This window comes from [Flexibacter] sp. ATCC 35103, assembly GCF_001975985.1.
Classification (GTDB): domain Bacteria; phylum Bacteroidota; class Bacteroidia; order Flavobacteriales; family Flavobacteriaceae; genus Flavobacterium.
This window is the reverse complement of the sequence record NZ_MTQF01000010.1, coordinates 102,429-115,867: the sequence shown is the minus strand read 5'-3', so window position 1 is coordinate 115,867 and position 13,439 is coordinate 102,429. Positions and strand designations below refer to the sequence as shown.

12 protein-coding genes are annotated in these 13,439 nt (G+C 32.8%); 1 reads left to right on the top strand and 11 read right to left on the bottom strand.

What is annotated here, in order from left to right; genetic code table 11:
* Positions 1-126: 126 nt before the first annotated feature.
* The 10 genes from hisF to BXU01_RS18925 all read right to left on the bottom strand — a co-directional run bounded on the left by hisF (position 127) and on the right by BXU01_RS18925 (position 9,945).
* The gene (hisF, locus tag BXU01_RS18970; protein ID WP_083694749.1) at positions 127-882 is read right to left on the bottom strand and encodes an imidazole glycerol phosphate synthase subunit HisF; all 756 of its coding nucleotides are present in this window, start codon (positions 880-882) and stop codon (positions 127-129) included.
* Positions 883-986: 104 nt separating this feature from the next.
* A complete protein-coding gene (locus tag BXU01_RS18965) occupies positions 987-1,298 on the bottom strand; it encodes an NIPSNAP family protein (RefSeq protein WP_083694748.1) in 312 nt (103 codons plus the stop codon).
* A gap of 113 nt (positions 1,299-1,411) precedes the next feature.
* The gene (gene hisA / locus BXU01_RS18960; protein WP_083694747.1) at positions 1,412-2,137 is read right to left on the bottom strand and encodes a 1-(5-phosphoribosyl)-5-[(5-phosphoribosylamino)methylideneamino]imidazole-4-carboxamide isomerase; all 726 of its coding nucleotides are present in this window, start codon (positions 2,135-2,137) and stop codon (positions 1,412-1,414) included.
* 53 nt (positions 2,138-2,190) lie between these two features.
* Complete coding sequence (gene hisH, locus BXU01_RS18955) at positions 2,191-2,772, bottom strand: imidazole glycerol phosphate synthase subunit HisH (protein WP_083694900.1); 582 nt, start codon at positions 2,770-2,772, stop codon at positions 2,191-2,193.
* An 88-nt stretch (positions 2,773-2,860) separates the two neighbouring features.
* Positions 2,861-3,997, bottom strand: a complete 1,137-nt coding sequence (gene hisB, locus BXU01_RS18950) for a bifunctional histidinol-phosphatase/imidazoleglycerol-phosphate dehydratase HisB (RefSeq protein WP_083694746.1) — start codon at positions 3,995-3,997, stop codon at positions 2,861-2,863.
* 108 nt (positions 3,998-4,105) lie between these two features.
* Positions 4,106-5,152 (bottom strand): histidinol-phosphate transaminase, encoded by a 1,047-nt coding sequence (gene hisC, locus BXU01_RS18945; RefSeq protein ID WP_083694745.1) that lies wholly within the window; start codon positions 5,150-5,152, stop codon positions 4,106-4,108.
* Positions 5,153-5,324: 172 nt separating this feature from the next.
* Positions 5,325-6,608: a histidinol dehydrogenase gene (hisD, locus tag BXU01_RS18940; RefSeq protein WP_083694744.1), complete on the bottom strand. Its 1,284-nt coding sequence runs from the start codon at positions 6,606-6,608 to the stop codon at positions 5,325-5,327.
* Between the two features lie 103 nt (positions 6,609-6,711).
* Positions 6,712-7,569, bottom strand: a complete 858-nt coding sequence (gene hisG, locus BXU01_RS18935) for an ATP phosphoribosyltransferase (RefSeq protein ID WP_065450122.1) — start codon at positions 7,567-7,569, stop codon at positions 6,712-6,714.
* A 309-nt stretch (positions 7,570-7,878) separates the two neighbouring features.
* The gene (locus tag BXU01_RS18930; protein ID WP_083694743.1) at positions 7,879-9,279 is read right to left on the bottom strand and encodes a HAMP domain-containing sensor histidine kinase; all 1,401 of its coding nucleotides are present in this window, start codon (positions 9,277-9,279) and stop codon (positions 7,879-7,881) included.
* Positions 9,280-9,945: a response regulator transcription factor gene (locus BXU01_RS18925; RefSeq protein WP_083694742.1), complete on the bottom strand. Its 666-nt coding sequence runs from the start codon at positions 9,943-9,945 to the stop codon at positions 9,280-9,282.
* 199 nt (positions 9,946-10,144) lie between these two features.
* Here BXU01_RS18925 and BXU01_RS18920 point away from each other — a divergent pair, with 199 nt between their 5' ends.
* Positions 10,145-12,235 (top strand): alkaline phosphatase family protein, encoded by a 2,091-nt coding sequence (locus BXU01_RS18920; RefSeq protein WP_083694741.1) that lies wholly within the window; start codon positions 10,145-10,147, stop codon positions 12,233-12,235.
* Positions 12,236-12,327: 92 nt separating this feature from the next.
* Here the strand turns inward: BXU01_RS18920 and BXU01_RS18915 are convergent, their stop codons facing one another.
* Positions 12,328-13,326, bottom strand: coding sequence for a zinc dependent phospholipase C family protein (locus BXU01_RS18915; RefSeq protein WP_083694740.1), 999 nt, complete (start codon positions 13,324-13,326; stop codon positions 12,328-12,330).
* Positions 13,327-13,439 lie beyond the last annotated feature (113 nt).

The window sequence follows — 13,439 nt, the reverse complement described above, 5'->3', positions numbered from 1 at the left end:
GTCTAAAGTTTTAAAGTCGAAAGTCTTAAAGATAAAACTAGATTCGAACTTCTATATTATTACTATTTATTTATAATCTTGCTTCTAAGATCTTTCTTCTATATTCTATTTTCTATCCTCTATTTTCTAAAGTCTAACCTCAATACCATTACTTCTTAGTTCTTCCTTCAAAGCCTGAATCTCAATTTCTTTAAAGTGAAAAACACTTGCTGCCAAAGCCGCATCAGCTTTACCCACTTTAAACGAATCTACAAAATGCTGAATATTTCCGGCACCGCCTGAAGCTATAATCGGGATATTTATTAAAGTCGATAATTTAGCCAAAGCTTCGTTTGCAAAACCATTTTTGGTTCCGTCATTGTCCATTGACGTAAATAAAATTTCTCCTGCGCCACGTTCAGCAACTTCAATTGCCCAATCGAATAAATTAAGTTCTGTAGGCACTTTTCCACCAACCAAATGCACAATCCATTGTCCGTTAATTTGTTTCGCATCAATCGCAACAACAACACATTGACTGCCAAATTTCTGAGCCAGATCATTAATTAATTGTGGATTTTTTACTGCCGATGAATTGATCGAAACTTTATCGGCTCCGTTATTCAACAGAATTTCAACATCTTCAACAGACGAAATTCCACCGCCAACAGTAAACGGAATATTAATTTTCTCCGCCACACTTCGTACCATATTCACCAACGTTTTACGACGTTCTTCGGTAGCCGAAATATCGAGAAAAACCAATTCATCCGCACCTTCTGCCGAATAAATTTCCGCCAATTCAACAGGATCTCCCGCATCGCGCAAATCAACAAAATTTACGCCTTTTACGGTTCTTCCGTTTTTTATATCCAAACAAGGAATAATTCTTTTTGCTAACATTTTTTTTATGTGTCAATTTTTAATGTGTCAATTAGAAAATTTGATAATTAGATAATTAACGCAACGTAAAAAATTATCTCATTGACTAATTATCTATTTTTTTTCTACTCAAATACAGGACTTAAAAAAGTTCTTTCATAACTTATAATACATCTTGAGTCTTCAGCAATTTTAAAAGCTTCAACACACTCCAGATCGTCCTTTGAAAACATTGCTTTTCGGTAAATTTCATAATCTGCAAAACTTGGAAATGAAAACAGTGCATAAGCAATATTATTAGCGCCTTCCGAAGGCATAAAATAACCATGATGCTGACCTCCTAACCGATTTACGATTTTAATCCATCTTTTACCATAATCTTCAAAAACCCCTAATTGATAAGGATCTATGATGTATTTTAAATGACATGTTATCATATTTTTAATGTATTAATGGGAAAATTAGTTAATGTGCCAATTAGAAAATTTGATAATTAGTCAATTAGATAATTTAAACGCAACGTCATAAATTATCTAATTGACTAATTATCTCATTTTCTAATTATATAATTCTCCAATTGTTTCAAAGTAATTCTTCCTTCGTAAATAGCCTTCCCAATGATTGTTCCTTCACAGCCTAATTCAGCTAATTTAGGCAATTCGTCAAAAGTTGAAATTCCTCCCGAGGCGATTAATTTTACGCCAATTGCTTCTTTTAATATTTTTTCATACAAATCAAAACTTGGCCCTTCAAGCATTCCGTCTTTTGCGATATCGGTACAAATAACATACTGAATTCCTTTGCTTTGATAATCCTGAATAAACGGAATCAAATCTTCATTAGAATCTTCTAACCAACCCGAAATAGATACTTTTTCATCTTTAGCATCAGCTCCAAGAATAATTTTATCTGATCCATATTCTGAAATCCATTTCTCGAAAATCGCTCTGTTTTTTACTGCAATACTTCCGCCTGTAATCTGACTTGCGCCGCTTTCAAAAGCAATCTTCAAATCTTCATCTGATTTTAAACCCCCTCCAAAATCAATTTTCAAACCCGTTTGTGTTGCAATTTGTTCTAATATTTTATAATTGACAATTTTGCTTGATTTTGCTCCGTCAAGATCTACTAAATGCAGATATTCGATTCCGTGTACTTCGAATGATTTCGCTACTTCAAGCGGATTTTCATTGTAAATTATTTTGGTATCATAATCTCCTTTTGATAAACGAACGCATTTTCCGTCAATGATATCTATGGCTGGTATTATTCTCATTTTATTTAAGTCTTAAAGTTAGAAAGTCTAAAGTCGGAAAGTCTTTAATCTTTTTACATTTTTAAAAAATTCTCTAATATTTTCTCCCCAACGGCACCACTTTTCTCTGGGTGAAACTGTGTTCCGTAGAAATTATCTTTTTGTAAAGCCGATGCATATTCCAGTTCATAATTTGTTGTTGCAATACTTTCATCACAATTTGGAGCGTAAAAACTATGAACCAAATACATGAATTCATTCTCGGGAATTCCCTTAAATAAATCCGATTTTAAATCATAAATCTGATTCCATCCCATTTGTGGCACTTTTACTTTTGAGGTGAATTTAATCACATCAACATCAAAAATCCCCAAACCTTTCGTATTTCCCTCTTCAGATGATTTACACATTAATTGCATTCCCAAACAAATTCCTAAAACGGGTTGTTTCAAAGTTGGAATCAAACTATCCAGACCACTTTCGCGAAGCTTAAGCATAGCTGAACTTGCTTCACCAACTCCGGGAAAAATCACTTTGTCAGCTGCCTGAATTTCTTCGGGATTATTACTCAAAACAGCTTTAAAACCAAGTCTTTCAATAGCAAACATAATGCTCTGAATATTTCCTGCTCCGTAATTTATAATTACTATTTTCATTTTGTTTTTTGTTTCTTTTGTTTCAAGTTTCAAGTTTCAAGTTGCTCCACATAACGTGAAACCTGAAACTTTAAACTTGAAACAAATTTTAAAGCATTCCTTTTGTCGAAGGTAAAATCATTTTTTCTGTATCTCTTTTCACCGCTACTTTTATGGCTTTTGCGAATGCCTTAAAGATTGCTTCAATTTTATGGTGTTCGTTTGTTCCTTCTGCTTTTATGTTGATGTTCGCTTTGGCGCCGTCTGAGAATGATTTAAAGAAATGATAAAACATTTCTGTTGGCATTTTTCCAACCATTTCACGTTTGAATTCGGTTTCCCAAACCAGCCAGTTTCTTCCGCCAAAATCAATTGCAACTTGCGCCAAACAATCGTCCATTGGTAAACAAAAACCGTAACGTTCGATTCCTAATTTATTACCTAAAGCTTTCGCGAAAACTTCGCCTAAAGCAATTGCAGTATCTTCAATCGTGTGATGTTCATCAACTTCAAGATCGCCTTTTACCAAAATCTCCAAATCCATTTGACCATGACGTGCAATTTGATCCAGCATATGATCGAAAAAAGCAATCCCGGTTTCGATTTTACTTTTTCCTGTTCCGTCAAGGTTCAAATCGATAAAAATATCTGTTTCATTCGTTTTACGCGTAATCGAAGCTGAACGTGCTTCCAATTTCAAAAACTCATAAATCTCCTTCCAACTCATCGTTTGAAGAATAATGGTTTCGTCTAATTCTTCACGTTTCGATGAAATTTCATTGCTGCCAATTCCATCATTATCATTGATAAAAATTGCTTTTGCACCCAGGTTTTTAGCCAGTTCAACATCAGTTAAACGATCTCCCAAAACAAAAGAATTAGCCAAATCATACTCCGGATTATCAATATATTTTGTCAACATTCCCGTTCTTGGCTTGCGTGTTGGCGCATTATCCGCAGGAAATGATCTGTCTATAAAAATATCATCAAACAAAATTCCTTCGTTCTCAAAGGCTCTCAGGATAAAATTTTGCGTTGGCCAAAACGTATCTTCCGGAAAACTATCCGTTCCTAATCCGTCCTGATTGGTTACCATCGCCAATTCATAATCTAATTCATTGGCAATTTTTGCCAGATATTGAAACGCTTTTGGGTAAAATTCTACTTTCTCCAAAGCATCTAATTGGTAATTTTCAGGTTCTAAAACAATCGTTCCGTCACGATCGATAAAAAGTACTTTTTTCATATATTTATTTTTGAGAATAAAGAAAAAAGAGTAAAGAAAATAGACTTTTCATTGTATCCAAAAAGCTCTTTCATTTTTTTCTTTCTTCTTTGCTCTATATTCTTTCTTCTATTTTAACAACTTCAATTCTTTAATCAAAACTGCATTTTCCTCCGGAATTCCAATCGTAAAACGAAGACAGTTTTCACATAAAGGCTGAGTTGTTCTGTTACGAATTACAATTCCTTTTGCGATTAATTGATCGTATCTTTTATTGGCATCATCAACTTTAACTAATACAAAATTAGCTTCAGTAGGATATACTTTTTCTACAAAACTAACTTCAAGTAAAACTTTAAGCAACTCTTCTCTTTGCTCAATAATAGAACCTATTTCTTCTTTTATTTTATCCAAATCATTCAAACGAATTATTGCTCTTTGCTGTGTTAATTCATTTACATTATACGGAGGTTTTATTTTGTTTAAAACCGAAATCACCGCTTCAGATCCATAACAAATTCCCAATCGAATTCCTGCCAAGCCATATGCTTTTGACAAAGTTTGTGTAATCACTAAATTAGGGTATTCGTCAATTTCTGTCAACCAGCTTTCCTTATCCGAAAAATCAATATATGCTTCATCGATTACAATTAAGCCTTTAAAATTCTGAAGCAATTTCACCACACTTTCATCCGAAAAAGAATTACCTGTTGGATTATTTGGCGAACACAAAAAGATGATTTTAGTGTTCTCATCAACAGCATCTAAAATCTGTTCTACCTGTGGCTGAAAATCTGTTGAAAGTAAAACTTCCTTATTTTCTACCGCATTAATATTGGCCAAAACGCTGTACATTCCGTATGTTGGCGGTAATGAAATAATATTGTCGATTTTAGGCTCACAAAAAGCCCTGAAAAGCAAATCTAACACTTCATCGCTTCCGTTTCCTAACAAAATCTGACTTGATTTTACCTTATTATTCTTTGCCAAAATCGCCTTAACCGAATTCTGCTGAGGATCCGGATAACGATTAACACCGTTCTGAAACGGATTTTCATTCGCATCCAAAAAAATCATTTGCGCAGTATCAAAATCCTCAAATTCATCTCTTGCTGACGAATAAGGTTTCAATGTTTTTACATTTTCACGTGTTATTGTATTTATGTCGAATTTCATTTTTTTTATTTTAAGGAGAGGAAAGAGCAAAGAACAAAGAGCAAAGATTATAGACTTAAATCTAATTCTTTAACATTGATTCTTTCTTCTTTCTTCTTACTCTCGCTTCTTTTTTCTATGTTCTATAATCTTTTCTCTTGCTTCTTGCTTCTTTTTTTCTCTATTCTATACTCTATTTCAAACTATCCAATCTCAACGTCACAGCATTCTTATGCGCTTGTAAACCTTCGGCTTCTGCCATAATTTCGATAGCGCGGCCAATGTTTTGAATTCCTTTCTCTGAGATTTTCTGGAACGTCATAGATTTCATAAAACTATCCAGATTTACTCCGCTATAATTCTTGGCATATCCATTTGTTGGCAGCGTGTGGTTTGTTCCTGATGCATAATCTCCGGCACTTTCAGGTGTATAATTCCCAATAAAAACCGAACCTGCATTCAAAACCCCATTACAATAGAAGTCATCAAATTCTGAACAGATAATAAAGTGTTCTGGTCCGTATTCGTTGATTAGATCCAATGCAATCTGATCATTTTCGACATAAATTAGTTTTGAATTTTCGATCGCTTTTTTTGCAATGTCTTTTCTGGGAAGTTCTTCAACCTGAATCTGAATTTCTTTTTCGACAGCATCAATCAATTTTTTTGAAGTCGAAACTAAAATAACCTGACTATCTGTTCCGTGTTCTGCCTGAGACAATAAATCTGAAGCTACAAAAGCCGGAACTGCTGTATCATCTGCTATAACTAACAATTCTGAAGGTCCTGCCGGCATATCGATCGCTACTCCAAATTGTGTTGCCAGTTGCTTTGCCACAGTTACAAACTGATTTCCAGGTCCGAAGATTTTATATACTTTAGGAATTGATTTTGTTCCGAATGTCATTCCTGCAATTGCTTGGATTCCACCCACTTTTAATATTTTTGTTACGCCACATAAATTAGCGGCATATAAAATTGCAGGATTTATTTTTCCGGTTTTATCGGGTGGCGAGCACAAAACGATTTCTTTACAACCTGCAATTTCTGCCGGAACAGCCAACATTAAAACGGTTGAAAATAAAGGTGCCGTTCCGCCCGGAATATATAATCCGATTTTTTGAATAGGTCTTTTTTCCTGCCAGCAATTTACGCCTTCAATAGTTTCAACAGAGGTTTTATCTGTTTTTTGAGCGGTGTGAAATTTTAAAATATTTGCTTTTGCTAATTGAATCGCGTCTTTTAATTCTTCGGAAATTGAGTTTACCGCTTCTTCAATTTCTGTCGTTGTAACTTCATAATTATCTAAAGCAATTCCGTCGAAAATCGAAGTGTATTTAGCAACTGCTTCATCTCCTTTTTTCTGTACTTCCTTGAAGATTTCTTTTACCGTAACTTCGATATCATCGATAGTTTTGGTTGGTCTTTTTAATATTTCTGACCAGGTTTCTGGTTTTGGATTGTCTATTTTATTCATTTTTTTTATGCTTTATGCTATAAGCTATAGGCTTTAAGCTTTAGTAACTTTGTCATTTTTTGGGCTTAAAGCTTATTGCCTAAAGCCTAATGCGGGCGAAGCCCTAAAGAACCATTTTTTCGATTGGACAAACTAAAATTCCTTCGGCTCCGGCTTCTTTTAGTTTATCAATTACATCCCAAAAAGTATCTTTATCGATTACAGAGTGTACGCTGCTCCAGCCTTCTTGTGCTAATGGCAAAACGGTTAAACTTCTTAAAACCGGTAAAATTTTCCCAATTTCGTCAATTTTATCATTTGGCACATTCATCAGGATATATTTTGAATTTCTTGCTCTTAAAACCGATTGGATTCTGAATTTTAAGGTATCGATGTGTTTCTGAATTTCCGGCGAAACTTTTGGTGAAACGGCTAAAACTGCTTCACTTTTCAGGATTACTTCTACTTCTCTTAAATTATTTTTGAATAAGGTGCTTCCGCTGGAAACAATATCTACAATTGCATCTGCAAGACCAATGTTTGGAGCAATTTCTACAGAACCTGAAATTTGGTGAATGTCAACTGTTAATCCAAAAGAGTTGAAATATTCGTTGACAGTATTTGGATAAGAAGTTGCAATACGTAAACCTGCAAGATCTTGTATAGAATTGTATTCGAATGTTTTAGGAACAGCAACAGAAACTTTGCATTTTGAAAATCCTAATTTCTGAATTACTTCAATATGTTTTCCTTTCTCTACCAACAGATTATCTCCTACAATAGCAAGATCTACAACTCCGTCAATTAAATATTGAGGAATATCTGAATTTCTTAGGTATAAAACTTCCAGTGGAAAATTTGAAGCTTCTGCTTTTAACTGATCGTTTCCGTTATTAATCGAAATACCGCAATCTTTTAGAATTTGAATGCTGTCTTCGTTTAAACGACCTGATTTTTGAATTGCAATTTTTAACGTACTCATTTTTTTAGTTTTTGTCGGATTAATAGTTTGAGTACAAAGAATAGGAATAAAAAAACCCGTTTGATGTACTCAAACGGGTTTTAAAATATGATGATTTACATGCATACCATTAACACATCGCTTGAGAGCAATAATGAAAATGATGATGATGTAATTGAATAGAAATCATGACTTGGTTTGTTTTTTAATTCTTTGATTCGGTTGCAAATATAATAGTTAATTTCATAAAATCGCTATTTTTAATTTAACTTAACAACAGTTTATTGTTAAAAAAAAGTCTAAGAGATTATTTTATTTGATTTTTTGTATTTACGATAACGATTTCATATTATCGTTAAAACTCAAAATTACGGTTGTTCCTACTCCTATTTCGCTATCAATCTTAAACTTAATATGAAGCAGTTCCGTGATTCTCTTTACGATAGACAAACCTAATCCTGTTCCTTTAATTTCAGGATGATCTGTAGAATTTGATCTAAAAAAGGGATTTAAAATAGTAACCAAATCATCTTTAGCAATTCCGATTCCGGTGTCTGAAATTTTACAAATTATTTTTCCGTTTTCTTCTGCAAGCAAAATAGCAATCTCTCCGTCATCGTTTGTATATTTAATTGCGTTAGAAATAATGTTTCGTAAAATTGTAATGACTAAAAAGGTATCTGATTTTGTATAATAGTCTTTTTCGGCATCAAATTTAATATTGATTTTGCGATTGTTTATTTTATCAGAATTCAACTTTAAGACATCCAGAATAAGTGCATTTAAGTAAACGGATTCTGTAACAATATTCTTTTTCTGATTTTCAAAACGTGCCATTAAAAGAAGCTGATCTACTAACATATTTAAGTGATCTACTTCGTTTATACAATAATTTATTTTTTCTTCATATTCCTTATTATCCCGCGGTTTACGAATCAATACTTCAAGTGTTCCTTTAATAACGGTAAGTGGTGTTCTTAATTCATGGGAAGCGTCAGATGTGAATTGTTTTTCACGTTCTATAGCATCTTCAATTCGGTTTAATAAATTGTTTATGGTTTTAGAAAGTGTGTATAATTCGTCGCGTGTTCTGGGCAGCTCAATCCTGGTTTTCAAATTATCCTTGGTGATAATTTTCGAGGTATTAATAATCGCATTTATAGGTTTTATACTTCTTCCTGCAAAAAAACGGGCTATAAAAAACAGCAATATCAAAATACCCAAAAAGGACAAACACATAATATCAAACAAATTGTTTAATACCATTTTAGAATCTGCCAAGGACATGGCTACAATTACATATCCTATTTTTTTGTTTTTAATATGAAGCGGAACCTGAATTTGCCTGATGGCGTGATCACCCATTTTGGTATCAAATAGTTCAAAATCTTCTACTGAATCATTAAACTCAAGTGTTTCAGTTTTAAGATTGGGTGCTTTTTCTATAATTTTCTTGTTTACATCCAGAAATTCAACAAATACAGGATTTACATCTACTGTATTATGTTCCCGTTCTTTCCATTCTTCTTCGTCAATAAGGATTACTTTGTTTCCTACTTCTTTGATTTCATCGAGATGGTTCTGAATTTCGACCTTGATATTTTCGTCGATATGACTATAAACGGTATGTTTTACAATAGAATATATAACCGAAAAAACTGCTGCAATCAGTAAACCGGTTGTAATAATATAGTTGAGTGCAATTCTATTTTTAAAAGAAAGTTGTAACATTTATAAGTCGTTAGCGATATAGCCTATACCGCGAATTGTTTTAATATAATCTTCTTCAATTTTTAGATTGAGTTTTTTTCGAATGGCATTCATAAAAACATCAATTACACCTGTATCGTATTCAAAATTAATCTCCCAGACATCTTTTAAAATCTGATTTCTGGTACACACTTTTCCTTTATTTTTTATTAAATAGGTCAATAGTTCAAACTCGCGTTGTGTGAGTGCTATCTCTTCCTCATTTTTCAGGACAATATGTTTAGATAAATCCATTTTTATAGTTCCTAACGTAAGGACTTCGGAACCTTTTTGATTTCTGAAATGAATTTTAATTCGTTCTACCAATTCCTCAAAACTAAAAGGCTTTTTGATATAATCATTCGCGCCGGCCTTTAAACCTTCTATCGTTTCCTGAACGGTATCTTTTGCAGTCAAAAAAATAATTGGCGTCGTCTGATCCTTAACTCTAATGGCTTTGCATAAATCGAGACCATTAATTTTTGGCAGCATCCAATCTAATAAAATCAAATCAAATTTCTGATTCTGAACCAGTTCAAAACCTTTTGATCCGTCATTTGCTGTTGTAACCTGATAGCCTTCTTCTTGCAAACCTTGTTGCAAAAACTGAATAATACCTAACTCATCTTCAACTATTAAAATATGCATTTGCCTTTTCTAATTATGATTATATCTTGTTTTTATGATTCAAAGATAGATATTTTACTTTTCAGAAATGGCTTAAAACCATTAGAATAGCGAAAAGAGTATCATCTTAAGTAAATTTTAAGTTTACACTAAGCAAGGTAAAAGCATAACTTCATCCGGAACTAATTTATCAGAATTAATTTTGTGAAAAAATAACTTCATGGTCTTTTACAAAAAACTTTCTCCTTTTTACAATCTTGCTTTATTCTATTTTATTGTAAGTTTTTTATTGCGAATCGTTTTGTTTTTTCATCCGATAACGCAAAGTTCATTCAGCATTCTCGAAAGTCTGAAAATCTTTAGCATAGGCCTTATTTCAGACTTTTTTGTTTTTATCATTGCGAGTGTCTTTTTATGGCTGTATTTAATTTTTATTTCAAATTCTAAATACAACAAACCTTCCGGCTATATTATTTTGGCATTTCTTGCTGCTTTATTTTTATACGTTGCTTCCGGAAAAAGTATTTTAGATGAATACGGCGGTGCTTTGCCGCGAATCGTTTTAATTTTTATTGGTATTAAAATGATACTTTTTTCGCTTTTGCTTTTTCTTCCAAAATTAAGAGATGAAATAAGGTACTGGTTATTTGCGTTTGTAATGTTCTTGTATGTTTTACTGATTCTTCAAAATGGTTTAAGCGAATATTTCTTTTGGAATGAGTTTGGTGTTAAATACAACTTTATCGCTGTAAACTATTTAATTTATACGAATGAGGTTATTGGAAATATTATGCAGTCATATCCTGTAATTCCTATATTTTCGGCTTTGTTTTTAGTAACAGGAATTGTGACTTATTTTATTCTGAAAGGATCAAAAAAGTATATTGATGAGATTCCTACTTTTAATGAAAAAATAAAAATTAGCGGAATCTATATTGTTTTGTTTTTAGTTTCTCTGGTTGCAATACCAGCTTTTGCAAAAACTGAAAACTCTAAAAATGTTTTTGTCAATGAATTACAAGCCAATGGATTATACAAATTCTATCTGGCTTTTCAGAATAACAAACTGGACTATTTTAAGTTTTATAAAACATTGCCTGCTGAAAAAGCGTATTCAATTTTAAAACAGCAATTTCCTGCTATTTCAGGAGAAAACACCAATCGTACTATTTCAGGTGATTCTCTGGAAGATCATAAAAATGTTGTTTTAATTACAATCGAAAGTTACAGTGCAGAGTTTATGAAGATGTATGGAAACAAACAGAATATTACTCCGTTTCTGGATAGTTTAGCACAAAAAAGCACACAGTTTACTAATCTTTATGCAGCCGGAAACAGAACTGTTCGCGGGCTTGAAGCGGTGACTTTGTGTTTGCCCCCAACTGCAGGTGAAAGTGTGGTAAAAAGAGAAGACAATAAAAATAAATTTTCAACAGGCGCCATTTTTAAAGATAAAGGTTATAATGTAAAATTTATGTATGGCGGAGATGCTTTTTTTGATAATATGCAGGATTTCTATTCCGGAAATGGCTATGAGATTATAGACAAATCAAGCTTTAAACCTGAAGAAATCACGTTCTCAAACGTTTGGGGAGTTTGTGATGAGGATATGTACAACAAAGCCATAAAGATAATGAATACTGAAGCAAAGGAAAACAAACCATTTTTTAATCATATTATGACGGTTAGTAATCACAGGCCTTTTACATATCCTAACAATAAAATTGATATTCCCGGAGATATTAAATCCCGTGATGGCGGTGTAAAATATACGGATTATGCTTTGCGAAAATTCTTTGCAATGGCGAGTAAACAACCGTGGTTCAAAAATACTGTCTTTGTTATTGTTGCTGATCATTGCGCTTCAAGTGCAGGAAAAACACAGCTTCCGCTAGACAAATACCGAATTCCTGCTTTTATTTACAGTCCAGATTTAAAACCTGTAAAACACAATCAGCTAATGTCGCAAATTGATCTTATGCCTACGCTTTTTGGTTTACTTCACTTTAGTTACGAAAGTAAGTTTTTTGGTCAGGATATTTTAAAACCAGATTATAAACCCAGAGCTTTTATCGCTACTTATCAGGATCTTGGCTTAATAAAAGATAATGTTCTAACTATTTTATCGCCTAAGCAACAAGTAAGGCAGTTTCAACTGAGCTTAGAAGCAAAAGAAGGCGTTGCACCTGAATATCAGATTGATTATAATGAGAAATGCATGAAAAAGGAAAGAACTGATTTAGTAAATGAAACAATTTCTTTTTATCAAACAGCTTCAGATATGTTGAAACATAAGAAATACCAAAAGTAGACTCTACCTATATAAGTTACTAAAAAAGCCTCAAATTCAATGAATCTGAGGCTTTTATTATTTAAATCTTTAAACTGAGACTAAAACTCTATCTAGTCGTTTTGATTTTTCATTCCGAATAAGTTTCCTTGTTGAAATAATTGTAAATCATCTCTCAAAGACTGGTAGTTTCTTTGTGTAACCGCCGGTGCATCTAAGTCACTTAAATCTGGTTTTCCGGCGTTTACCCAGGCAGTATACCAAAAACTTGCTGTAGCAGTGATCGCTTTTTTCATTTGGCTTTCAACCATTCCGTTTAGCTCTTCGTGTAGTTTTTTAGCATATTCATCAGAGAAAACTGCTGTATTGTATTTGCTTTTTAATACTTTTCCGTCAGCATCCATTTTAAAAACTTTAGCTTCAGGAGTTGCAGTTCTAAGCTTTTTATCAATGTCTAATAATGGTTTAGCTAAACTATGTGTATCATTAATCATATCCCAGGTTGCTTTATGAACATCTGCATAATATTGCGCTTGCGGAACATTTAGCTTGTAATTTTTAGCAAATAACTCAGGAAGTCTGCTTTCCCAAAGTGAATGAATTCCTTTTTGGTCGCTTAATTGACCATCATGATTAGCAGAAGTATGCAATGGCATATGTGCATCGCCTACATAATGACCTAAATCTGCAGCAAGAAACAAGATTTCGGCTCTGTTTTTATCTTTAAAAGCTTTGGTTAATTTTACCATCATATCTTCAATATACCAAGGTAAAATTCCATTATCATTCAGGAATTTAGCGTCGTATTTTTTCTTTGCTGCTTCCAGAGTTTGAGGTATACTGTCTACTGCTCCAAAATTTTCCATATCAAAATAATGTCTCGGATTTTCGTCTTTATAGTTTAAAGCATATTTACGAATATCTGGTACAGAAGCTTCCTGCGTAATAAAATCGATGTGATTGTAAAAAAACACCTGTAGCGATTGAGGCAAAGCCATAACGGCAGCTTTATTAATACGTTCGTGACCAACAATTCCCCAGGATAATGTCAAAAAACCAATTGCCAATGCAAATAATGCAATCAGTCTTGGTTTCATTTTAAAGTTTTTCATTTGTAATTTTGTTTGAGGTGCAAATTTATTTTATTTAAGCATAATTCAAAACAATACCAATGAATATTGTGATAATTTAATTCTTTTTAATTTTTAAAGCCTATAAATGATAT